The sequence below is a fragment of the Segatella hominis genome, assembly GCF_019249725.2.
In the GTDB taxonomy this organism is placed as follows: Bacteria; Bacteroidota; Bacteroidia; order Bacteroidales; family Bacteroidaceae; genus Prevotella.
Map to the genome: position 1 here is coordinate 142072 of NZ_CP137559.1, position 22929 is coordinate 165000.

General features: G+C 45.7%; 15 protein-coding genes and 2 rRNA genes (1 of these 17 only partly in view). 8 read left to right on the top strand and 9 right to left on the bottom strand.

Features of this window, described 5'->3' with window-relative positions; all coding sequences use genetic code 11:
- Positions 1–59: 59 nt before the first annotated feature.
- The 3 genes from purT to KUA50_RS00655 form a co-directional block, all read right to left on the bottom strand.
- Positions 60–1241: a formate-dependent phosphoribosylglycinamide formyltransferase gene (gene purT, locus KUA50_RS00645; protein ID WP_118117767.1), complete on the bottom strand. Its 1182-nt coding sequence runs from the start codon at positions 1239–1241 to the stop codon at positions 60–62.
- A 98-nt stretch (positions 1242–1339) separates the two neighbouring features.
- A complete protein-coding gene (locus KUA50_RS00650) occupies positions 1340–1957 on the bottom strand; it encodes an AAA family ATPase (protein WP_218457797.1) in 618 nt (205 codons plus the stop codon).
- A gap of 38 nt (positions 1958–1995) precedes the next feature.
- Positions 1996–3381, bottom strand: a complete 1386-nt coding sequence (locus KUA50_RS00655) for an MATE family efflux transporter (protein WP_218457796.1) — start codon at positions 3379–3381, stop codon at positions 1996–1998.
- Positions 3382–3694: 313 nt separating this feature from the next.
- Here KUA50_RS00655 and KUA50_RS00660 point away from each other — a divergent pair, with 313 nt between their 5' ends.
- From KUA50_RS00660 to KUA50_RS00675, 4 genes are all read left to right on the top strand, one after another.
- Positions 3695–5146: a S8 family peptidase gene (locus tag KUA50_RS00660; protein ID WP_256624340.1), complete on the top strand. Its 1452-nt coding sequence runs from the start codon at positions 3695–3697 to the stop codon at positions 5144–5146.
- Positions 5147–5208: 62 nt separating this feature from the next.
- Positions 5209–6513, top strand: coding sequence for an exodeoxyribonuclease VII large subunit (gene xseA, locus KUA50_RS00665; protein WP_218457795.1), 1305 nt, complete (start codon positions 5209–5211; stop codon positions 6511–6513).
- A 33-nt stretch (positions 6514–6546) separates the two neighbouring features.
- On the top strand, positions 6547–6744 hold the full coding sequence (gene xseB / locus KUA50_RS00670; RefSeq protein ID WP_218457794.1) for an exodeoxyribonuclease VII small subunit: 198 nt from the start codon (positions 6547–6549) through the stop codon (positions 6742–6744).
- 211 nt (positions 6745–6955) lie between these two features.
- Complete coding sequence (locus KUA50_RS00675; RefSeq protein WP_218457793.1) at positions 6956–7972, top strand: branched-chain amino acid aminotransferase; 1017 nt, start codon at positions 6956–6958, stop codon at positions 7970–7972.
- A gap of 421 nt (positions 7973–8393) precedes the next feature.
- Here KUA50_RS00675 and KUA50_RS00680 read toward each other — a convergent pair whose 3' ends face one another.
- Positions 8394–10463, bottom strand: a complete 2070-nt coding sequence (locus KUA50_RS00680) for a glycosyl hydrolase 115 family protein (protein ID WP_218457792.1) — start codon at positions 10461–10463, stop codon at positions 8394–8396.
- Positions 10464–10606: 143 nt separating this feature from the next.
- Here KUA50_RS00680 and KUA50_RS00685 point away from each other — a divergent pair, with 143 nt between their 5' ends.
- Positions 10607–11707, top strand: coding sequence for an Mrp/NBP35 family ATP-binding protein (locus KUA50_RS00685; RefSeq protein WP_118117738.1), 1101 nt, complete (start codon positions 10607–10609; stop codon positions 11705–11707).
- 224 nt (positions 11708–11931) lie between these two features.
- Here KUA50_RS00685 and KUA50_RS00690 read toward each other — a convergent pair whose 3' ends face one another.
- The 5 genes from KUA50_RS00690 to KUA50_RS00710 form a co-directional block, all read right to left on the bottom strand.
- On the bottom strand, positions 11932–13212 hold the full coding sequence (locus KUA50_RS00690; protein WP_218457791.1) for an ABC transporter permease: 1281 nt from the start codon (positions 13210–13212) through the stop codon (positions 11932–11934).
- A gap of 69 nt (positions 13213–13281) precedes the next feature.
- Positions 13282–14445 (bottom strand): ABC transporter permease, encoded by a 1164-nt coding sequence (locus KUA50_RS00695; RefSeq protein WP_218457790.1) that lies wholly within the window; start codon positions 14443–14445, stop codon positions 13282–13284.
- 141 nt (positions 14446–14586) lie between these two features.
- Positions 14587–15573, bottom strand: coding sequence for an HlyD family secretion protein (locus KUA50_RS00700; protein WP_218457789.1), 987 nt, complete (start codon positions 15571–15573; stop codon positions 14587–14589).
- 263 nt (positions 15574–15836) lie between these two features.
- Entirely contained in the window at positions 15837–17342 is a 1506-nt protein-coding gene (locus KUA50_RS00705; RefSeq protein WP_218457788.1) for a TolC family protein, read from the bottom strand.
- A gap of 422 nt (positions 17343–17764) precedes the next feature.
- A complete protein-coding gene (locus KUA50_RS00710; RefSeq protein WP_218457787.1) occupies positions 17765–18601 on the bottom strand; it encodes a FimB/Mfa2 family fimbrial subunit in 837 nt (278 codons plus the stop codon).
- Between the two features lie 345 nt (positions 18602–18946).
- On the opposite strand from KUA50_RS00710, the gene KUA50_RS00715 reads away from it, so the two are divergent.
- From KUA50_RS00715 to KUA50_RS00725, 3 genes are all read left to right on the top strand, one after another.
- Positions 18947–19744, top strand: a complete 798-nt coding sequence (locus KUA50_RS00715; RefSeq protein WP_218457786.1) for a Cof-type HAD-IIB family hydrolase — start codon at positions 18947–18949, stop codon at positions 19742–19744.
- Between the two features lie 456 nt (positions 19745–20200).
- Positions 20201–21732: ribosomal RNA gene (locus tag KUA50_RS00720) — 16S ribosomal RNA — on the top strand.
- A 385-nt stretch (positions 21733–22117) separates the two neighbouring features.
- Positions 22118–22929: ribosomal RNA gene (locus tag KUA50_RS00725) — 23S ribosomal RNA — on the top strand (it continues 2085 nt past the right edge of the window).
- Together the 16S and 23S rRNA genes form the textbook arrangement of a ribosomal RNA operon.

Below are 22929 nucleotides of genomic sequence, written 5' to 3' on the forward strand. Positions count from 1 at the left end.
AAATGAATTATATACCATCTAATGTTTGTAGGGTTAGATGTGTCTTATTCTTTTAAGAATTATTTCTTCATATAAGGGTCGGTGCCCAAAACGGTCTTTGCCAGGCGCTTTGCCTTGTCGCGAAGCTGATTGAGGTCAGCATCCTTTTCTCCGTAGCAGAGAACGACGCCCATACGGCGGCCTACGTGAGCCTCTGGTTTTCCGAAAATGCGGATACGGGTATGATCTTCCTTCAGCGCATCCATGAAATTGTAGTTGAGCGGCTCGGTGCTTTCTTCCGGTGAGAGAATAACGGCAGAGCATCCAGCGTGCTCCAGGTGAATGCCTGCTATTGGCAAGCCCATCACAGCACGGAAATGGAGCTCAAACTCGCTCAGGTTGGTGGTGTGACCGAGAGTTACCATACCTGTATCGTGTGGACGTGGACTCAACTCAGAGAAAATCACTTCGCCCTGCTTGCTCAGGAAGAATTCTACGCCCCAGAGACCAGCACCGGTCAAAGCCTTGGTCACTTCGGCTGCAATATGCTGTGCTTTCTTCAATGCTTCCTCTGGCAACTGGAAGGGTTGCCAGCTCTCGCGGTAGTCGCCACCTTTCTGAATGTGTCCGATAGGAGGGCAGAAGAGGGTAGGACCATCCTTCTGGGTTACGGTGAGGAGTGTGAACTCAGAGTCGAAATCAATGAATTCCTCGATGATGACTTCCTTCACATCGCCACGACCTTCCTCCATAGCTTCCTTGTAAGCCTCCACGAGTTCGTCGTCATTGTGTACATAGCTCTGTCCATGACCGCTGGAACTCATCAATGGCTTCACTACACATGGGAAACCGATTTCGTCGGCTGCATTCTTGAATTCCTCGAATGTCTTAGCGTAGAAATACTTGGCTGTGCGCAGACCCAGTTCCTTGGCGGCCAGATCGCGGATGGCACGGCGGTTCATGGTGTAGTTCACGGCACGGGCAGAAGGTACAATCTGAATGCCCTCTTTCTCGAAGTCGAAGAGACGCTCTGTACGGATAGCTTCAATCTCAGGCACGATGATGTCTGGGTGATGTTTCTCAACCACTGCGGTCAATGCGTCGCCATCGAGCATTGAGAACACTTCTCGCTCGTCAGCAACCTGCATGGCAGGAGCATTGTCATACTTGTCGCAAGCGATGACATACTGTCCAGCACGCTTTGCGGCGATGGTAAATTCTTTGCCCAGTTCGCCTGAGCCCAAAAGCATAATCTTCTTCATTATATTGTGAGTTAAATTTCTTATGAATTGAATTTCTTATGAGTTTTCTTCTGAGTCTGAATTCTTATTCCGTTGAATTTCTTTCTGAGTCAGATTTCTTATAATTTGAACTTTTTTCTGATAAACTCTTCGATGAATTTCTCAGTCTCTTCCAGTCCCAGCAGGCTGCTGTTGATGCAGAGATCGTAACTCTCGCTGTGTCCCCATTTCTTGCCGGTATAGTAGCCATAGTAGGAAGCACGTTCTTCCTCATGGTTGGTGATGAATTTGCGGGCAGCGGCACGGTCGATGTTCTTGCGCTTGCAAACGGCCTTGATGCGGTCGTCGATATTGGCGGTGATGAAAATGTTGATCACGTTCTTATAGTCGCGCAGCACATAGTCGGCTGTTCTTCCTACAAATACGCAGTTGCCCTCATCGGCAGCCTTTCTGATGGCATCGCTCTGAAATTTATACAGACCTTCCTGTGAGAAATCATTGTGATAGAAGTTGCTGTCGCTCAGGAAAGGGAGATGGGTATGGAAGAGTGCTTTGAAAAATCCCTTCTGCTCATCGTTCTGCTCGAAGAATTTCTCTGAGAATCCACTCTCCTTGGCTGCCAGATTGAGAAGTTCACGGTCGTAGCACTTGCAACCGAAGGCTTTTGCCAGCTTCTCTGCGATAATATGGCCACCGCTTCCTATCTGGCGACCTACGTTTATGATGATTTTAGTCATAATTCTCTATTTTTAGTTGATGAATGTATGATGATGCTTTATCCTTCCGCCATTTCCTGCTGCTGCAGATTTTCTCTGTGCATTCTTTTCAGTTTCTTCATATACCATGACATAACGATGGCGGCAATCACGGCGGCAGAGAAATCAGAGATTGGCATACTGTACCAGACGCCTTCTATATCCCAGAACAATGGAAGCAGTCCCAAGAGTGGCAGGAGAATGAGCAACTGTCTTGACAGAGAGAGGAAGATGCTGATCTTCACTTTGCCGATGCACTGGAAGAAGTTGGTGATGACCATCTGGAAACCGATGATCGGGAAGCAGCACATCACGATGCGGATGGCCTTGATGCCTAATTCTATCAGCGCCTTGTCGGTAGTAAACATTCTGGCGCAGTAGTATGGCAGGAACATGGCTATCAGCCAACCGGTTACCATAATGCCCGTAGCAGCGATGATGCTGAGGTTTAAAACCCTCATCAGTCGGTCTATTTTCTGAGCTCCGTAGTTGTAGCCAGCGATAGGCTGCATTCCTTGGTTGATGCCGAACACGAACATGACGAATACCATGGCAATACCATTGGCAATGCCGTAGGCACCCACAGAGAGATCGCCTCCGAAACGCACCAGCTGGTTGTTGATGAAGATGACGACAATGCAGGCGCAGACATTCATCAGGAAAGGCGAAATGCCGATGGCGAGGATGTTCTCTACCAGTTTCTTTCTCAGTCTGTAAATACCTTTCTTGAGGTGGAGCAGTTCGTTCTTATTGCTGAAGAGCTTGAACTGCCACATCATCGCCATCAGCTGCGAGAGGATGGTGGCGATGGCGGCTCCCTGTATTCCCCATTTGAACACGATGATGAAAAGTGCATCCAGTATCACGTTCATCATCACCGTGAAGATGGTGGCGTACATGGCCTGCCGCGGCTTGCTGGCTGCCCTGAGCAGCGCATTCATGCCGAAATACATGTGGCTCACCACATTACCCAGCAGGATGATGACCATATAGTCACGTGCATAGACGAGTGTCTGGTCGCTGGCTCCGAAGAATCTCAGGATAGGGTCGAGGAAGAGCAGACAGATAATGCTCAGTCCGATACCGATGATGAGATTCAGAGAAATTGTGTTACCCAGAATGTTTTGGGCTGTAGTATAATCCTTTTGTCCCAACTTCACGCTGATGGCTGTTGAAGCTCCTACGCCCACGCCGGCTCCGAAAGCGGCTGTGAGGTTCATGAACGGGAAGGTGATGGCCAGACCGGAAATCGCCATTGCTCCCACACCCTGTCCGATGAATACACGGTCCACGATGTTGTAAAGCGAAGCGGCGGTCATGGCTATCATGGCAGGCAAGGCATATTGTACCAATAATTTGCCCACCGGTTTGGTGCCCAATTCTAATGTTGCTTGTTTATTTTCCATTGATGTTTTGAATACTTTGACTGCAAAAGTACAAAAAATATTCCACACCTTTTATATATATAGGGAAAAACTTACCAATCTTTCAAAAACTTTACTTTTCTTTTGGCATTCTCATTTGAAAACATTACTTTTGCAATTCGTAATCAACAATATTTCTATCGGATGAAATGCTGGTAACAACGATTGGATGATCTGAAATCATCGACTGTAATGTCGGCTTTCATCGACTGCGACACAATGGCCGTAGAACAAAGACTGAACAACAATAGAAACAACATAAACAACAATAGAACAATTAGAAAACCTGATAAAGATGAAAAAGTATTTGATGCTTTATGCATTCCTGATAATGGCTCTTTCTTTGATGGCTCGTGAAGATAGAGTTTCTAATTTTGAGCAACTGATGCGCCTGCCCCGTATCACAGAGACGGATATGGTTTCTTTCCCTGGCGGCAGGTGTATGATGTATCGTTTGTATCTTCGTGATAAGGACCTGCAGCATACTCCCTTCTCGGTGAACCGTCCGGAGCAGTTTCTTTCTGCCCGTTCGATAGAGCGCCGCAAGCGTCAGGGACTTCCGGTAGATGTCACGGATTTGCCTATCGCTCCTGCTTACATCGATTCTGTGAGCAGGACGGGGATTGAAATCGTGGGGCAGAGCAAATGGAACAATACCTTGCTGGTGAAGATTCACAAGGAGAAAGAACTCAACAAGCTCAATTCCCTTTCTTTTATCACCAAAAAGTTGAAGGTGTTTTCCTCGCCCGATTCCATCACCGAGCGCAAGCGTTCCAGTTTCCGCAAGGAACTCAATAACTGGGAGTCTGTGCCTACCCATTATGGGGCTGCTGCCGAGCAACTGAAGTCTTTAGGCGGTCAGCGTATTCATGAGCGGGGATTCTATGGCAACGGAATGATGATAGCCGTTTTCGATGGCGGTTTTATGAATGTGGACAGGATTCCTGCCCTGCACGGGGTAAAACTGGCTGGGTTGAAGGATTTCGTAGTTCCTAAGTCCAATAATATCTTTGAGGAGATGGAACATGGCACGATGGTGCTCTCCACGATGGCTGCCAATGCTCCCAATCTCTATGTGGGCGTGGCTCCTGAGGCGCAATACGTGCTGGTGCGCTGCGAGGATGAGCGTACGGAAAGTCTTGCCGAGGAAGACTACTGGGCTTCTGCTGCCGAGTATGCTGACAGTTTGGGGGTTGATGTCATCAATTCCTCTTTGGGTTACCACGACTTTGATGATGTGAAGACGAATCATCTATACTGGGAACAGGATGGCGAGACGGCACTGATTTCCCATACGGCCTCGATGTGTGCCGATAAGGGAATCATCTGCGTGAATTCTGCCGGCAATGATGGTATGGGTGTGTGGAAGAAAATCAATTTTCCTGCCGACGCCAAGAATATACTTACCGTGGGCAGCATCAACGAGCAGGGCAAGAATGCTGCTTTCAGTGCCGTGGGACCTACTGCCGATGGGCGCATCAAACCGGATGTGATGGCGTTTGGAAGTCCTGCTTCCGTGATTACGGGCAGAGGGTCCATCATCAATGATAACGGAACCTCATTTTCCTCACCTCTGATAGCTGGGATGACGGCTTGTCTCTGGCAGGCGCTTCCGCATAAGACGGCTAAGCAGATCATCAAACTGGTGAAGATGGCTGGCAACAATCAGCAGCATCCTGACAATATCTATGGATATGGGGTGCCTGATTTCTGGAAGGCTTATCAGACCGGGAAGGCGATTAAGTAAGTGGAGAGATTTTAGTGAAGAGTGAAGAACGAAGAGTGAAGAATTCTATAGCGAAGTATTGTATGGTGAAACATTTATCACTTTTTGAGTTGAATTCGATAGTCCGTGAGATTATCTCGATGTCATTGCCCGACAGTTATTGGGTAGAAGCAGAACTTTCCGAGGCCCGTGAGGCTTACGGAGGACATTGCTATATGGAACTCATCGAGAAGGATGAACGCTCCAATACGCCCATAGCCAAGGCACACGCTTCCTGCTGGCGAAACAGATGGATGCTTATCAAGCCACATTTCGAACGGGTGACCGGACAGAGAATTCATGCTGGGATGAAGGTGCTGCTCAAAGTGCATGCGCAGTTTCATGAAAACTACGGCTTCTCATGGATTGTGGATGATATTGATCCCAACTATACCTTGGGCGATATGGCGAGAAAAAGACAGGAGATTATCCAGACCTTGAAGGAGGAAGGAGTCTTTGAACTGCAGAAAGAGCTGAGGCTCCCGATGTTCTGTCAGCGCATCGCCGTTATTTCCAGTGCTTCGGCAGCCGGATATGGAGACTTCTGCAACCAGTTGGCTGACAATGGGTACGGATTGCAGTTCATCACATCCCTCTTTCCTGCCACGATGCAGGGCGAGGGAGTAGAGCAGAGCGTCATTGCTGCCCTCAATCAGATCAATGCTGAGTGGGAGCAATGGGACTGCGTGGTCATCATCCGAGGTGGAGGTGCAACCAGCGATCTGTCGGGTTTCGATACCTTAGCCTTGGCAGAGAATGTGGCCAATTTCCCATTGCCTATCATCACGGGTATCGGACATGAACGGGATGAAAGCGTGCTCGATATGATTTCCTTCCGCCGTGTGAAGACCCCTACGGCTGCAGCGGCTTTCCTCATCGACCATCTCACGGAAGTGTATGTTCGTGTGATGGATGCTCAGGAAAACATCGTGCAGAATGTGAAGCACAGACTGCAGGTGGAGCGGATGAGGCTCGAAAGATTGAGCAGCGGAATTCCTGTGCAGTTCTCATTGGTCAAGACCAAACAGGGCGCAAGGCTCGACCGACTGATGGCTCGCCTTTCCTCTCATGTACAGGAAAAACTGTCGCGGGCGCAGCGTCATCTCGAAATCCTTTCGCAGAATGTGCAGCCGATAGCTGAAAGAAAACTGCTCAATGAAAGTCACAGACTGCAGATGCTCGCCCAACGCATGAAGGCGCAAGACCCGGAATTGCTGCTCAAGCGCGGCTATAGTATTACCCTGAAAGACGGGAAAAGCGTGCGCTCGGCTGGGCAGTTGAAGGAAGGAGACATCATAGAAACAAGGTTTGCGGATGGGGCTGTCAAGTCGGAAGTATCGAAAAACTAACTAGAATAAAAGCATAATAATCAGATAAAGCGTATGGCAAAAGAAGAAATCAAATACGAGCAGGCTGTTAGAGAGCTTGAAGAAATCGTAGAGAAAATGGAGAATGATGAACTGGATATTGACCAGCTCTCAGAGCAGTTGAAGCGTGCCAAGCTGCTGGTAAAGCTTTGCAAGGACAAACTCACCAAGGCCGACGAAGAAATCAAGAAACTGCTGAACGAAGAATTATAAAAAGAATCTTCAAAAGTGAAAGGAAATTGGAAGAAGGAATAAATGCAATGCGTAAGAACATACATAAATCTATGTAAATATGCATTTTGAGTAAGAAAAAACGAATATAAATAACGCTTTTGCTAAATATTAGGCGAAAAAGTTGCAGATTAACGGAATATTTTGTAATTTTGCGGCTAAATATTAGTAGAACATTTAAAAATAAGATGTTATGAAAGACTTGGATTGGTCTAATTTGTCATTCGGCTATCGCCAGACTGACTACAATGTTCGCTGTTACTATCGCGACGGCAAATGGGGCGAAATAGAAGTTTGCTCTGATGAGTATTTGAAATTGCACATGGCTGCAACTTGTTTGCACTATGGTCAGGAAGCTTTCGAGGGTTTGAAGGCTTACCGTTGCCCTGATGGCAAGGTGCGCGTGTTCCGCATGGACGAGAACGCTGCCCGCTTGCAGAGCACATGCCGTGGTATTCTTATGCCAGAGGTGCCTACAGAAATGTTTGAGGAAATGGTCAAGAAGGTGGTTCGCCTCAACCAGGAATGGATTCCTACCTACGAGAGCGGAGCTACACTCTATATCCGTCCGCTGCTCATCGGTACAAGCGCTCAGGTGGGTGTGCACCCAGCTACTGAGTATTGCTTCCTCATTTTCGTAACTCCAGTGGGTCCTTACTTCAAGGGTGGATTCTCTACCAACCCATACGTCATCATCCGTGATTTCGACCGCTCTGCTCCTCTCGGAACAGGTATCTATAAGGTGGGTGGCAACTATGCTGCTTCTCTCAGAGCCAATTCTATCGCTCACGAGAAGGGTTATGCTTGCGAGTTCTATCTCGACGCCAAGGAGAAGAAATACATGGACGAGTGTGGAGCTGCCAACTTCTTCGGTATTAAGAACAATACATACGTAACTCCTAAGAGTACCTCTATCCTCCCATCTATCACCAACAAGAGTTTGATGCAGTTGGCTGAAGACTTGGGTCTGAAGGTAGAGCGCCGACAGATTCCAGAGGATGAGTTGGATACATTCGAGGAGGCTGGAGCTTGCGGTACTGCTGCAGTAATCAGTCCTATCAGCTACATCGACGACTTGGATACAGGCAAGCGCTACAACTTCGGTGAGAAGCCAGGTCCTATCTCCAAGCATCTGTATGATACCCTCCGTGGCATCCAGTATGGTACCATCGAGGATAAGCACGGCTGGACTACTGTCGTTATTGAGTAAATTTTTTAAGAGAGAGATAATTGGAAAGTGCACTCTTGGTCAGTGATGGCTTGGGAGTGCATTTTTTTTGTTTTAAACTCTCTGCTGTATAAAATTCACGCAATAATCTGAAAAAGCCAAAGACTGACAAGCTTTTCCCTGTAGAAAATCCTTTGGAAAAATAAGGAATAGAAAGTTAACAGTCAACAGTTAACAGTTAGATTTTTTCTACTTGCCACTTTTACACCTTATTATAATATAATATATATATATACTTTTTTTGATAGAAGGGGGTGGGGGTATGCAAAATAGAACTGTTAACTGTTGACTGTTGACAGCCTTTATTAAGACTAAAGCGAGCCATCTATCGACCAAGCTCGGTCGTAATAGATGGCTCGAATTGTGTTTAAATAGAGCTTAAAAGCCTGTTATCTTTTCTCATTTATCTGACTGGAATCACGTAATATTCTCTGTCCACATCAAAGTCGAGTATCCACTGGTCGAGAATAATATGATCATCCAAAGCCTTGATTTCTACCACATGATTTCCCTTTTTGAGTGTGGTAAAGAAGCTTTTTCGGGTCTGTCCGCGCCAAATATCCATCTTCCAGTTGGTGTGATTATACGCATCTTTGAGTGAAATCGTAACGGGTTCCTGATCGTCTATCATGACGCTGATGCGCATATCTCCTTTCTGGTTGGTATAGTCAGGAATCGCTCCTATGGTGAAGCGTGCGTCGCCTTCCATGTCTGTATTCACCACATATTTAAGGATGGCACCTTTGTTCATGGAGACGGCTTGCGTACTGTGCCCCGTGAAAGGCAATAGCTGTATGCTGCTCTGCGTGGCAGAAGTCCACTGGTAGGCATTCTTCGCTATTACATCCTTGATGAGCGCATAGCTGAGCGGCTTCAGGTCTTCCGATCTGTCGAAAGCATTCTGCAGACTTTTCCTGATTTCTGCAGCCGACATCGTGCCTGGAAGTACTGGAGGCTGGGCAGAAGGGTCGATTGCTTTCAGTTTCTGATAGGCAGTAAGACTCAGCGCTGCGGCAGCCTTGGCTTCATCATCCTTGCTGAAAAGTCCCGGACGGGCAATGTGGCGTGCTTCTTGTGCCTCCAATTCTTGCTCGGCTGTGAGGGCTGCCATGAGGATAGGATTGAGTATCATGTTGCGGAATCCTTGCTGCTGATAGGCCGTGAGGGTGTTTCCTACGTTGGTTGCCTTGGTCTTCAGCAGGTCGTAATCATACAGATAACGCTCCAGCTCGTTGCCGAATTCGCCCGAATGGAATTCGTATTCGCCGAAAGGCATGGTCATGTATCCGGTAGGACGGATGTTGGTGAGCCGGTAGTATTCCTTCATGAGCGGCATCAGTTTTCTTCCCATAGCAGCGCCGAAGAGCCTGCTGAGCCATTGCTCATAGTGCTTCTCCAGGTTGGCTGTGGTGGCTGCATTCCTGTTCCAAGCCTGCTCCATGAAAAGGGAGAGCTGGTAGGCACCAGTCTGGGGATTGTTGACATCGGCTATCCAGGCTTCGTCTTCATGGCTGCGGGAGTTGTGCGATTTGTGGGCCTTGCCTTTGCGGGAACCGTTGTCCTGACTGTCTGCACCGAGTTCGTTGAGCATCAGAGCTGGCGAGAGGTCAGAAAATGACAGTTGGTTGTCTTCCCAAATCAGCTTGGTGAGTTCTAGACTTTTCTTATGTTTCTTGTTGTGTTTCTTGCCGATAATGGTTTCAGTCACCTTTCCGTTCTCTGCCACGAGAATGTCGAAACTGTCAGTTACCTGTTTGTCGATGTTCATCCCATGCTTGTTGTTCATCTCATGTTTTCCTGAAGTTTCCCCATGCTTGTCGCCTTCCCATAGCGTATTGGCTCTCAGGCGGAGCATCAGTCGGCAGAGACGGCTCAGGTTCTTTCTGCCCATCCATGCATGGTCGTTGAGCATGAGTCCGCGGTAGGTTGTGGCTGGAACCTGCAGGGATTCAAATCCTGCGGCAAGGGAGAGAGTCTTCTTCTGCAATGGAGCCACATGATAATAGTTGGTCCAGGGTGAAACGCCAGCCAGACTGGAGAGTTCCATGATGCCGTAGGCTGTTCCTCTGGCGTTGCTTCCCACGACGATGATCTTGCCCTGACGGGTACCAATCCAGAATGCATCTTTCTGGGTGATGAACTGGTGAAGCGGAACTCCAAGCTTCTCGATGGAAGAAAACTCCTTGTTGGAAAGCAGGTCGAGCTGGTAAATCTGAATGTTGGCATTTGATTTTTCTTTTGCCGGATAACCCAAGATGGCCTTCATGTCGTCTGAGAACATATTGAGGGCTATCTTGACAACTGGAGAAACATTGGCGTTCTTGCTGTAGTAAACCTTGCCGTAAACATCGTTCCAATAAATCGTGGAAGGAGCTGGAGCGGCTGGTTCTTTTCTCTTGCTGGTTGCCAGTACTGAAATGCCGCCAAGGGCGACAAAAACAGCAGACAACAAAATCTTCTTAATGTTTATCATTGTTTTAATTGATATTTCTTGCATTGGTATACACATTTCTGCAAAGATACATAAAAGTGTTTAATATCTGAAATTATTTAGTTTTTATTTGCTTATTACATATTTTATTGGTAATTTTGCACAAAAACAAATACATAATTATAATGACATTATATCCTAAGTTGATAGAAGAGGCTCTTGCTACTGTGATTTATCCTGGTACTAAGAAGAACCTCATCGAGAGTGAGATGTTGGCAGATACGCCAAGTATCAATGGTATGAAGGTGAAGGTAGTTTTGCTTTTCCCTCGTGATACAGATCCTTTCCTCAAGAGTACGGTGAAGGCTGCTGAGGCAGCCATTCATTATCATATTTCTCCGGATGTGGAGGTGGAGATTGTTACTGAATATAAGTCTGCTCCGCGTCCTGAAGTAGGCAAATTGCTGCCTCAGGTGAAGAATGTGATTGCCGTTAGTTCTGGTAAGGGTGGTGTTGGTAAGAGTACGGTTTCTGCCAATCTCGCCATTGCTTTGGCTAAGCTCGGCTATAAGGTGGGCTTGCTTGATACGGATATCTTCGGTCCTTCCATGCCTAAGATGTTCGGTGTAGAGGAGGAGCGTCCTTATTCTGTTCACAAGGATGGCAGAGATCTCATCGAACCTATCGAGAAATATGGTGTCAAGCTGCTCAGTATCGGTTTCTTCGTGAGCCCTACTACTGCTACGTTGTGGCGTGGCGGAATGGCTTGTTCTGCCTTGAAGCAGTTGATAGGTGATGCTGACTGGGGCGAGCTGGATTATTTCATCCTCGATACTCCTCCTGGCACCAGCGATATTCATCTTACCCTGCTTCAGACTCTTGCCATTACGGGTGCGGTTATCGTAAGTACTCCTCAGCAGGTGGCTCTGGCTGATGCTCGCAAGGGTATTGACATGTATCAGAACGACAAGGTGAACGTGCCTATCCTCGGTCTTATCGAGAATATGGCTTATTTCACTCCTGCTGAGTTGCCAGAGAACAAGTATTATATCTTCGGTAAGGAGGGCTGCAAGAATCTCGCTAAGGAGATGAATGTGCCTTTGCTTGCTCAGATTCCTATCGTTCAGAGCATCTGCGAGGGTGGTGATGATGGTGCGCCTGCAGCAACCAAGGTTGATTCTGTTACCGGTCAGGCTTTCCTGAGTCTTGCCCAGAGTATCGTGACGGTGGTTAATCGCAGAAATGCTGAGAAGGCTCCTACCAAGATTGTTAGTACACATAAGTAATTTGCCGTAAAAAACGTACGAATAAGCCGTTACGAAAAAGATGTTATGAATAAGTCGTTATGAATTATTCGTGTTCGCATTTATAATAAAAGAAAAGAGGGGGCGTCATGGACTTATGCACACCCTCTTTTTTTCTTTCTTTTTTTTCAGAGCCTGAGGATAGTTCTTATTTTAGAAATGTCAACAGTCAACAGTTAACAGTTAGATTTTCGATGGTTGTATCGTCAATCCGCAACTTTTACCTCTTGATTTTTGATGAGCTCTTCTGTCTCATCCTCTTCTTCGGCAACTTCGGCAGGGAGGTTTGCCTTGATTCTTGCAGAGCGCAACTGCTGTCTGAATACCAGACAGGTGGCAAGGAAATAGATGCCCGCCTGTAACCATAATGCTCTGAATTCAGGAAGAATGTCTGACAGACTTGCGCCCATGCTGCTGATTCTCAGAAATCCTCGGATGCCGAATGTGGATGGGAAGACCCAGGCGAAACCCTGCCAGAAAGCTGGAATATTGCTCTGAGGCCATGAAATACCCGTCATGAAAAGCAGAGGCACGGAGGTGAATACTACCAGAAGCATCACATTCTCACGATATCTTACCAGACACGAGAGCATCAGTCCAAAGAAAACACACGACAGAATGTAAGGCAGGAGAAAACCTAAAATCGTGGTCCACGTAACCATACTTACAAAGCCAAACATCTTCGGAACTACCAATGTGAGATACATACCCAATACGGCATAAACCATGAAATAAACCAGCGCCTTGCCAAATACGATTCGGAAAATACCGCCATAATGCTTGCTGATAGGAATCAGTTCGCGATTTCTGTTCAACTCTCTCGAAGTACCTGCCGCCATTCCGATGCCTAACAACATGGTTTGCTGCAGGATGAGTACCAGCACACCCGGCAGAATGGCATTTCCATAACCCACGGTGGTGTTGAATATCGGAACCTCATCAAAGGCCAATGGTTCGGTAGTGATTTCGTCGTCTCGATCCGTAAAACCACCACTTTTCGAAATCTGAATGCCTGAGTTGATATGGCTTGCTACAGCTTGGGCAGTCTGATAAATCGCCTTGTAGGTGAGCATCAGACTCATGTCGCAATAGACTCCCACATGTGCCTGTTCGCCGCGGTTCAACTTCGTGTCAAAGTCGGCAGGAATATAGACAATGCCGTGTACCGCCTGCTTCTGTACCAGTTGCTTCGCCTCATCGAGACTGTTGCAATAGTAAGTGGCTTTGGTGTCTGGAGCAGCATCGTAATCGCGGATAAACTCACGGGAGGTATGGGTGTGGCTCAAATCCACAATAGCCGTATCCACTTCTCTCACCACCTCGTTGTTGTAAATCCACGAGTAGAGAAGCGGATAGCCTAATGGAACCAGGACGCAGAAAATGAGTACACCTTCGTCGCGGAACACATTGCGCATTTCCGTTTTCCAGATGTAGCACATATCCCAGATGCCATTGATGATCTTATATAATAAACTACTTTTTAACATAGAATATTGGACTTTTAACATTGAACTTTATGATTAGTAAAGCCGTTGAATTCTTCACTCTTCACTCTTCTACGGCAAGTACTTGTAAACCAGCATTGCCTTCTTGATGTTCCAGACGGTAAGGATAGGCAGGGCACAGAAGAGAACGAGGGCGCTCCAGTGGAGTACTGCATCGCTCATCGGGAACCCATTGAAGATGTTCATCTGGTAAATCATATAGTAGTGGCGCATCGGAAAGAGTTGTCCGATAGCCTGGATGGGTGAATCCATGGCAAAGAGTGGGTAGGTGGCTCCGCAGATGGAGAAACTTACCACGCCCCAAAGTGAGCAAATGCTCATCGACATGCGCAGGGATGGCATCAGACCGAAGGCAAAAATGCCAAAGCACTGACAGGATAATACACTCAGAATGCCTAACAAAATGATAGGCGCTGCGCCACCCGGATGAGGAAATCCCAATACATAATAGATGTAGAACTCGAATAGCAGGAAGATGCTCAGGAAGATGAGTGTCTGGGGCAGCATCTTACCCGCGATGGCGAGATAAGGATTGTTGCCTGCCATTCGCATCCAGTCTCTGGCCCTGTTGAACTTCAGTTCCGTACCTATAGAATAAGGTGTAATCAGGAAGATGAAAAGCATGATGAGTCCCGGAACCATCACGGTAGAGAGATAGTAATTGTAATTGGCGTATGGATTGCCAATCATGTGCAAATCTACGGCGATAGGTTGCAGGAAGGTCATAATCTCGTCATTCGTCTTGCCTAATGCTGAAAGCTTGGCCATTCCTGCAGCGGCTCCTCCTAAAGTGGAGATGGTCTTCAGATCGCGGAAGAGTAGGGAACCGGCAGCTAGAGATACACTACTGTAGTAGAAGGAAATCTTAGGTTGGCGGGAAGCCATCAGACCGGCCTCCGTGCCGCTTGGGATAAACAGAAAGGCGTAGATTTCATTCTTCTGTATCGCATGTCTTGCTTCAGCGATGTTCTCGTAATGAGACACAACCTTCGTGGTCTGGAATGCATCGAGCTTGTGCACCAGCTGGCGGGATGTGGCAGAATGGTCCTGATCTACAATGCCCACAGGCATATCGGTAGGCACACCATCCTTCATCAGGGTGGTGAAGAAAATCACCACTGCGATGGGGAAGATGATCATGCAGAAGAAATAGATAGGATTCTTCCACATGATGCCGCATTCTCTGAGAGCAATATGATATAATTTCTTAAACATAGAACTTTAAAAGTTGGACTTTGAACTTAACGAACAGCCTGGAATTTATGTTATAAACAATTGAATTCTTCGTTATAAAACAATTGAATTCTTCACTCTTCGTTCTTCACTCTTCACTCTTTTCTCTTCACTTTTTTCTCTTCACTTTTTAATGATCAAAGACATTCCTGGACGCAGACCTTCCAACTTGGTGATAGGGCGAGCCTTTACCTCAAAAGTCTTGCGGTCGTAATCGCCATTATCCTTGGTTGCCTTCCATGTAGCGTAAGAGCCCTGGTCTTTCAGATAATATACCTTCATCTTGATGTCCTTGTTGAAAGCAGGAACGAATGCTGTGAATTCTGCACCCTTGTTGAGACCAGCCAGACGGTCTTCGCGTACATTGAATGTGCCCCACATATCGTTCATGATGGAGATGCTCATGATAGGAGATCCCAAGCCTACCAGTTCGCCAACCTTAGGATAGACAGAACTAACTTCGCCTTCTACCTGTGCCACCTGAATGGTTTCCTTGAGCAAGTTCTTGACTACATCCACTGCACTTTTAGAAGCTTTGGTATTGCTGGCAGCCACTCTCTTCTCTTGCTCTCTGGCACCATTCTTGGCCATTTCGTATTGGCTTTTGGCAGCCTGCACCTGAGCTTCTGTGGCCTTATAGGCAGCAAAAGCTTCATCGCGCTTCTGACCGCTCATCACTCCCTCATCGAAGAGATTCTGGATGCGGGTGTAGGTTTTCTTGGCTATTTCTGCAGCTGCCATCGCCTGTTGGTAGAGCTGATAAGCGCCCTGTACCTGTTCCTTGCGGGCACCGGCATCCGTTAAATCCTGCAGCGCCATGGTTGCTTCATTGGTAGCCTGGAGCATTTTCTCTTGAGATTTTACCTCTGGTACTTCGAGAATGGCGAGCGTATCGCCTACATGCACATAGTCGCCTTCCTTGACGCGTATCTCTACGATACGGCCTGGCAACTTGCAGGAAACTCTATACTCAGAAACCTCGATTTCTCCCTGAATCGTTTCGTCATCGTGCTCTAAAGTGAAGAAACCGATAACGCCTACGATGATGACTACAGCAGTAAAACCGATTACTGCCAATAGTATGTTATTGTGTTGTGACTTCTTAGACATAATCTTTATTCCTTATATTTAATAATGTGTAGAATCCTATTTCTTGTTTGATATTTTATCTGAATCCCAATTTTCAGAATCCCTTTTCAATTGAATCCCAATTTTCAGAATCCCTTTTCAATTGAATCCCAATATTCAGAGTTCTTTTTCCAATCGAATCTCAATTTTCAGAATCCCTTTTTTCAATCGAATCTCAATATGTTGTCAACAGAGTTAACAGTTAACAGTTCATTTTTGGATGGTCCAAACTGTTTATCCCCTGTTTATTGTAAAATACCCAATGCCTTGTTCAAGCCGATTTGGGTAAGTTTTACATCAATTTCAGCATCGATTTTCTGACTTTGGGCTTTCTGCCAGGCAGTCTGTGCGGTCATAACATCCGTAATATCCATCACTCCTTCCTTGAATCCTAAGTTAGCGCATCTCAGATTCTCTTCAGCACTCTTGATGTTCTTTTGTGCCATATTGAGCTTCTTTTCAGCTTCCTTTACCTTGAATTGACTTTGGGTGATTTGAAGATGGATTTTTTCGCTCGTATCATCCAAATTCATTTGAGCAATTTGGGAGGTTGCTTTTGCAGCACGTACTTTATAGGTGCCGTCAAACCAGTTCCATACCGGTACTTGTACGAGGACGCCTACATTCCATACTCCTGAAAATTTCTTCTGAAAACCGTTGAAAACGTTAGGATTGGAAATCGTATAACCGCCAGTCAAAGCTACATGTGGCAAATAAGCAGCACGTATCAATTTCACACTTTCTTTGGAAAGGTCAATCGCATTCTGAAGCATCTTCAACTCTGGACGGGTACTCTTGGCTGAATCGGATGCAGCCGCTTCTTGCTGATGAATATCTATCGCCTGACCGGAAAGGGCAAGTGATTCTTTTTCTTCGTCAGCCAACTGAATGTCCTGATTCATCGGAATACCGCAGAGCTGACAGAGCAGCATCTTGGAGAGGGTCAGACCATCTTCTACCTGCATAATCTGCATATCCGCTTCGTTTACCTTCACATCGACTTTGAGACCGTCTGCCTTTGTAGCTACACCCTGCTTGATCATTTTATGCACATCATCATCCAGTTTCTTGACTAAATCTCTATAGCTGGTGGCAAGTTTCTGCTTCTGTCTCAAAGAAACAACCATCCAGTATGCCTGGTCGATATTGTAAAGCGTATTTTGCGTCTGCATGTCAATATCGTTTGCAGCCATTTGCTCGCCAATGTCAGCTATCTTGTTGGCTGCAATGATGGCTCCTCCCATATAAATAGGTTGACGGAGCATGATGCTACCGGCCCAGATATTTCGGGTATCCGTGCGGAAGGCATCTACTAGATTTTGACCAGCTCCATTAAGCTTTTCTGTTACTCCCGGCAACTTGCTTCCGAGAGCCTGACCAATCTGCTGGGCAGCCTCCTGAGAGATAAGTCCCTGACTGACAAGCTCGCCCATCATGGTGCTCAGGTTGTTGGTGACCCCAGCTCCTAAGTTGGATCCGATATTGCTGATGGCACTTTTCTGGTTACTGTTGAGAAGGGAAATCTCACGGTTGAACCATTCGTATCCGCCCAGTGCATCTACTTTGGGGAGATACTTGGTTCTTGCAGATTTCTTCAGGTTGTAAGCGATATCCTTCTTGAGTCTTGACGCATTGATTTGCTTATTATTGCGCAATGCCATGGCTCTGCAACTGTCAAGGCTCAATACATTTTGAGCCTTCATAGGGAGCATTGCGGCAAATAACAGGCAAAAAGTTACAATCTTTTTCATTACACAAAAACTATATGAGTTATATTATTTTTGTGCAAAATTATGGATAATTTCTTAAAAATCAAAGGTTTTTTGTATTATCAATTCTTAATAATTGAAAATTATCTATATTTGTGGAAAAATGGAACATCTAAGATTGATGAACGATTATATTATAACGAATATAACGATGGGTTACTTTTAAAAAAGGACCTTCTAAGGAGGGGTACCTCAAAACGCTAATATTAAAAAAATAATAGCATAAAAAGAGCCTCTCAGAATAAAGTCTATACCAAACTAATTCTATTCAAGGCTCTTCTCTGCTATCTAACTTTCTGATTGTTAGTGCTCTTACTTTCTTTAATGATTTCAACTATCAGAAGATTTTAACTATCAGATGGCTTCAACTATCAGATGATTTAACTATCTGATAGATATGCCTCTTAAAATTCATATTCGTTTTCGCCCGCCCATTCTGGATCAAAAATAAAGTCGATGTCAATGTCGCCTGTCCCGCCTGATAAGCCAGTAAACAACTTGCCGCTATATTTTGTTATATAGTTTTTGAGGATGGGAACATCCGAAAATGTTGTTGTCGCTATTGTAAAATCATTTTTGTCTAAGATGTCGATGGTAACGGTCAATTTCTTATCTCCTTCGTGAGGAAAGGTATAAACTTCATAAACCTGCTGGTTTTTCACCAGATCTAAAATCTCAGTCTGTTTACTGTTCACACATCCGTAACCGGTTTTAGCATTCAAAGTACTACTGCCTCCTGTGTAATAAAATTTAATTTTCTTAGCCTGCTCTGGAATCTCATCTTTGATGGCTAAGCGAAACATACCAACTGCTCTTTTAAGCGTGATGCTTTCTGTGGTTTTTTCTCCATCGGTGACGTCAAGAATTCCATAATAATAAAAAGTATCTGTTACTTTATTGCTTGTGAAAGTAATCTTTTCAGGAGAAGAAATCGTTGTGCCGGAGCCATTGTGACCGATGGCAACAACTTCGTAAGTTCCTGCTGCCAAACTGAGATGAATGGCTCCAAAATCGGAATCGTCTGACGTTTGACTGATGATTCCCGCTTTTGCATCGTCCTTGAAAAATCCAAAACTTACCTTCTTGCATGCTTTCTTTACTTGGTTTTTTGAACTTAAGTCAAGGGTAACATTGTTTTCTCTAGGAATTGGTTTGCTACTTTCTTCCTCTGGGGTAAACTTTTCGCATGAGCACATCATCATGGTGATGGCTAACATCGCATTAAATAGGGTTGTTTTCATATTTGTCTATCTTTAAAGAGTTTTCTTATTTGTCTATATCTTTTTGAGAAATTTCTTGTTTATTATATCTTTCAAGAACTTTCTTTTTATCTATGTCTTTAGAAAGTTTTCTTTATTGCCTATATTTTGAAAGAGATTCTTGATTGAAAATGATAAATCTCATTTCACTCCTCTTCTTCAATGATTGTAATACTTCTATTTGTTATAGATTTTGATTTCTCTTTGCAAAGGTATGTTTTTTTATCGGTAACTCCAAAGAAATCATGTGTTTTTTTGCTTTTTCTTTCAAAAAATGCCTATCTTTGCACACCGAAATAGATGTATAATATGTATAAAGGATAAAATATGGACAAGAATTCAAAAATCAAAGCTTTATTTTTTGATATAGATGGTACTTTGGTAAGTTTTCAAACACATCGCATCCCTCAAAGTACTGTTGAAGCGCTGGAAAAAGCGAAGCAAAATGGTGTCAATATATATATATCTACAGGTCGCCCTATCATACTTATTACAAATCTGGGACAGATAGAACATCTGATAGATGGCTATATAACGACTAATGGTGCGCGATGTTTTGTGGAAAATCATACTGTTTGCCAGTGTCCGATTCTTCGTTCTGATGTGCAGAAAGTGATTGAAGCGGCTGATCGTGATGATTATTCTGTCATAGTAGTAGGAGAGAAGCAGTTGGCTATTCATCATTTAACCCCTATTGTCGAAAAAATATTTGTGGAAGGATTAGGGGTTGATTCCCTTGATTTCCAAACGAATATTGACGATTTGAAAGATGAGGATATCTTGCAACTTACTCCATTCTGTAGTGTTGAACAAGAGAGTGAGTTGATGCTGTCATTGGAAAATTGTACTTCCGGAAGATGGCATCCTGCTTTTACCGATATTACTGCTGCTCAAGCTGATAAAGGTAAAGGGTTACAGGCAATGGCTGATTATCTGGGCTTGAACATAGATGAAACCATGGCTTTCGGCGACGGTGGCAATGATATTTCCATCATAAAAAAGGCTGGTATCGGTGTTGCGATGGGAAATGCTGGTGATAATCTTAAAGAAGTCGCAGACTATATTACGACCTCTGTTGATGAGGATGGGGTAAAGAATGCTCTTGCTCATTTTGGTGTTATTTGATGCGATTCCTTCAATTTTTATATTTGCATGTGTATGTGTATACGAGCTTGTGCAGGCGCACAAGTGCGTATGTATATAATGAGGTGAAATTGTAGAATTAAGAGTGTGATATGTAATTAAATGTTAAAATTGTACTGTTTTTGAAACTTTTTTCTCGAAATATTTGGTGGAATGGAAAATAGTTAGTACTTTTGCACTCGCTTTTGAGAAATACACTTTCTCTTAGCAACAAAAGAAAGAGTTCTTTGAAAGATTTTACATAAACAGACAAGTAGTACAAGAAGCGGTTAACTTCTTAGAAATAAGGAAGTTGACTGGGTAAAAGAAACGAACCGTCAAGAAATTGACAAGTCAGGTTTACTAAGCTTCAATAAACGAAAGAGGATATTCGTCCTAAGTACAGACAACAAACACTTCGCTCGTTCTTCGGAACAGGCAGAGTAAAAATGATATTTTACAATGGAGAGTTTGATCCTGGCTCAGGATGAACGCTAGCTACAGGCTTAACACATGCAAGTCGAGGGGAAACGACATCGAAAGCTTGCTTTTGATGGGCGTCGACCGGCGCACGGGTGAGTAACGCGTATCCAACCTGCCCACCACTTGGGGATAACCTTGCGAAAGTAAGACTAATACCCAATGACATCCCACGAAGACATCTGAATGGGATTAAAGATTTATCGGTGATGGATGGGGATGCGTCTGATTAGCTTGTTGGCGGGGTAACGGCCCACCAAGGCGACGATCAGTAGGGGTTCTGAGAGGAAGGTCCCCCACATTGGAACTGAGACACGGTCCAAACTCCTACGGGAGGCAGCAGTGAGGAATATTGGTCAATGGGCGAGAGCCTGAACCAGCCAAGTAGCGTGCAGGATGACGGCCCTATGGGTTGTAAACTGCTTTTATAAGGGAATAAAGTGAGTCTCGTGAGACTTTTTGCATGTACCTTATGAATAAGGACCGGCTAATTCCGTGCCAGCAGCCGCGGTAATACGGAAGGTCCGGGCGTTATCCGGATTTATTGGGTTTAAAGGGAGCGTAGGCCGGAGATTAAGCGTGTTGTGAAATGTAGTGGCTCAACCTCTGCACTGCAGCGCGAACTGGTCTTCTTGAGTACGCACAACGTGGGCGGAATTCGTGGTGTAGCGGTGAAATGCTTAGATATCACGAAGAACTCCGATTGCGAAGGCAGCTCACGGGAGCGCAACTGACGCTGAAGCTCGAAAGTGCGGGTATCGAACAGGATTAGATACCCTGGTAGTCCGCACGGTAAACGATGGATGCCCGCTGTTGGCCTGAATAGGTCAGCGGCCAAGCGAAAGCATTAAGCATCCCACCTGGGGAGTACGCCGGCAACGGTGAAACTCAAAGGAATTGACGGGGGCCCGCACAAGCGGAGGAACATGTGGTTTAATTCGATGATACGCGAGGAACCTTACCCGGGCTTGAATTGCAGAGGAAGGATTTGGAGACAATGACGCCCTTCGGGGTCTCTGTGAAGGTGCTGCATGGTTGTCGTCAGCTCGTGCCGTGAGGTGTCGGCTTAAGTGCCATAACGAGCGCAACCCCTCTCCTTAGTTGCCATCAGGTCAAGCTGGGCACTCTGGGGACACTGCCACCGTAAGGTGTGAGGAAGGTGGGGATGACGTCAAATCAGCACGGCCCTTACGTCCGGGGCTACACACGTGTTACAATGGCAGGTACAGAGAGATGGTCCTTTGCAAAACGGATCAAATCCTTAAAGCCTGTCTCAGTTCGGACTGGGGTCTGCAACCCGACCCCACGAAGCTGGATTCGCTAGTAATCGCGCATCAGCCATGGCGCGGTGAATACGTTCCCGGGCCTTGTACACACCGCCCGTCAAGCCATGAAAGCCGGGGGCGCCTGAAGTCCGTGACCGTAAGGAGCGGCCTAGGGCGAAACTGGTAATTGGGGCTAAGTCGTAACAAGGTAGCCGTACCGGAAGGTGCGGCTGGAACACCTCCTTTCTGGAGAGACGATTATCCTATGGAGAGATAGGAATCTGATAAAAGTTCGCTTCTCTTCTTGTACGCACCATCTGTTTGATTAAATACAGGAGACTGGGATTCCTTATACATTATATATAATATAGGGATGGCTCAAGCAAAATGGTTCAACTCCACAATCTCCACTCTAAGGTTGAGTAAGACAAGTGAATTCTTCACTCTTCGTTCTTCACTCTTCACTTAAAAAGATCTTTGACATATTGACACAAGCAAAACTGTAAGTAATGAACTTTAGTTCAGACTAAAGTAAATCAAATCGCAAGATGAGATTTCACTTTGTTAGAATACAGCTGAAAGTATGAGCTACTTATTCGCTGTTCGGAAACGAATAGCAAATACAGTCGTAAAGAAAGTAAGAAAGGGCGTATGGCGGATGCCTAGGCTCACGGAGGCGATGAAGGACGTGATAAGCTGCGATAAGCTTCGGGTAGGTGCAAATAACCCTTGATCCGAGGATTTCCGAATGGGACAACCTAGCCGTCTGAAGGACGGTTACTAGCACCTAAGTGTTAGAGCTAACGCAGGGAACTGAAACATCTTAGTACCTGCAGGAAGAGAAAATAAATGAATGATTCCCCCAGTAGTGGCGAGCGAACGGGGAACAGCCCAAACCGTTGACGTCGCAAGGCGCCATCGGGGTTGTAGGACCGCGACATTGTATTGAAATGGTGAGTGGAAGTATCTGGAAAGTTACATCACAGAAGGTGATAGTCCTGTACACGAAGCCAAATCAAGCATAGCGGTATCCTGAGTAACGCGGGACACGAGGAATCCTGCGCGAATCTGCCGGGACCATCCGGTAAGGCTAAATACTCCCGTGAGACCGATAGCGAACGAGTACTGTGAAGGAAAGGTGAAAAGAACCCCGAGCAGGGGAGTGAAATAGTTCCTGAAACCATACGCCTACAAGCGGTCGGAGCATCTTACGATGTGACGGCGTGCCTTTTGCATAATGATCCTACGAGTTACCGTCACTGGCGAGGTTGAGTGTCACGAGACACGTAGCCGCAGTGAAAGCGAGCCTGAATAGGGCGCAGAGTCAGTGGGGGTAGACGCGAAACCAAGTGATCTACACTTGGCCAGGATGAAGTCCCGGTAACACGGGATGGAGGTCCGCACCAATAAGCGTTGAAAAGCTTCTGGATGAGCCGAGTGTAG

Bases quoted from the DNA above. Each gene is read 5' to 3' on its own strand.
- KUA50_RS00700 (WP_218457789.1), bottom strand. From the start codon at position 15,573: ATGTCTAAGAAGTCACAACACAATAACATACTATTGGCAGTAATCGGT.
- KUA50_RS00690 (WP_218457791.1), bottom strand. From the start codon at position 13,212: ATGTTAAAAAGTAGTTTATTATATAAGATCATCAATGGCATCTGGGAT.
- KUA50_RS00650 (WP_218457797.1), bottom strand. From the start codon at position 1,957: ATGACTAAAATCATCATAAACGTAGGTCGCCAGATAGGAAGCGGTGGC.
- KUA50_RS00655 (WP_218457796.1), bottom strand. From the start codon at position 3,381: ATGGAAAATAAACAAGCAACATTAGAATTGGGCACCAAACCGGTGGGC.
- KUA50_RS00705 (WP_218457788.1), bottom strand. From the start codon at position 17,342: ATGAAAAAGATTGTAACTTTTTGCCTGTTATTTGCCGCAATGCTCCCT.
- KUA50_RS00685 (WP_118117738.1), top strand. From the start codon at position 10,607: ATGACATTATATCCTAAGTTGATAGAAGAGGCTCTTGCTACTGTGATT.
- KUA50_RS00710 (WP_218457787.1), bottom strand. From the start codon at position 18,601: ATGAAAACAACCCTATTTAATGCGATGTTAGCCATCACCATGATGATG.
- xseB (WP_218457794.1), top strand. From the start codon at position 6,547: ATGGCAAAAGAAGAAATCAAATACGAGCAGGCTGTTAGAGAGCTTGAA.
- KUA50_RS00680 (WP_218457792.1), bottom strand. From the start codon at position 10,463: ATGATAAACATTAAGAAGATTTTGTTGTCTGCTGTTTTTGTCGCCCTT.
- KUA50_RS00695 (WP_218457790.1), bottom strand. From the start codon at position 14,445: ATGTTTAAGAAATTATATCATATTGCTCTCAGAGAATGCGGCATCATG.
- KUA50_RS00715 (WP_218457786.1), top strand. From the start codon at position 18,947: ATGGACAAGAATTCAAAAATCAAAGCTTTATTTTTTGATATAGATGGT.
- KUA50_RS00660 (WP_256624340.1), top strand. From the start codon at position 3,695: ATGAAAAAGTATTTGATGCTTTATGCATTCCTGATAATGGCTCTTTCT.
- xseA (WP_218457795.1), top strand. From the start codon at position 5,209: ATGGTGAAACATTTATCACTTTTTGAGTTGAATTCGATAGTCCGTGAG.
- KUA50_RS00675 (WP_218457793.1), top strand. From the start codon at position 6,956: ATGAAAGACTTGGATTGGTCTAATTTGTCATTCGGCTATCGCCAGACT.
- purT (WP_118117767.1), bottom strand. From the start codon at position 1,241: ATGAAGAAGATTATGCTTTTGGGCTCAGGCGAACTGGGCAAAGAATTT.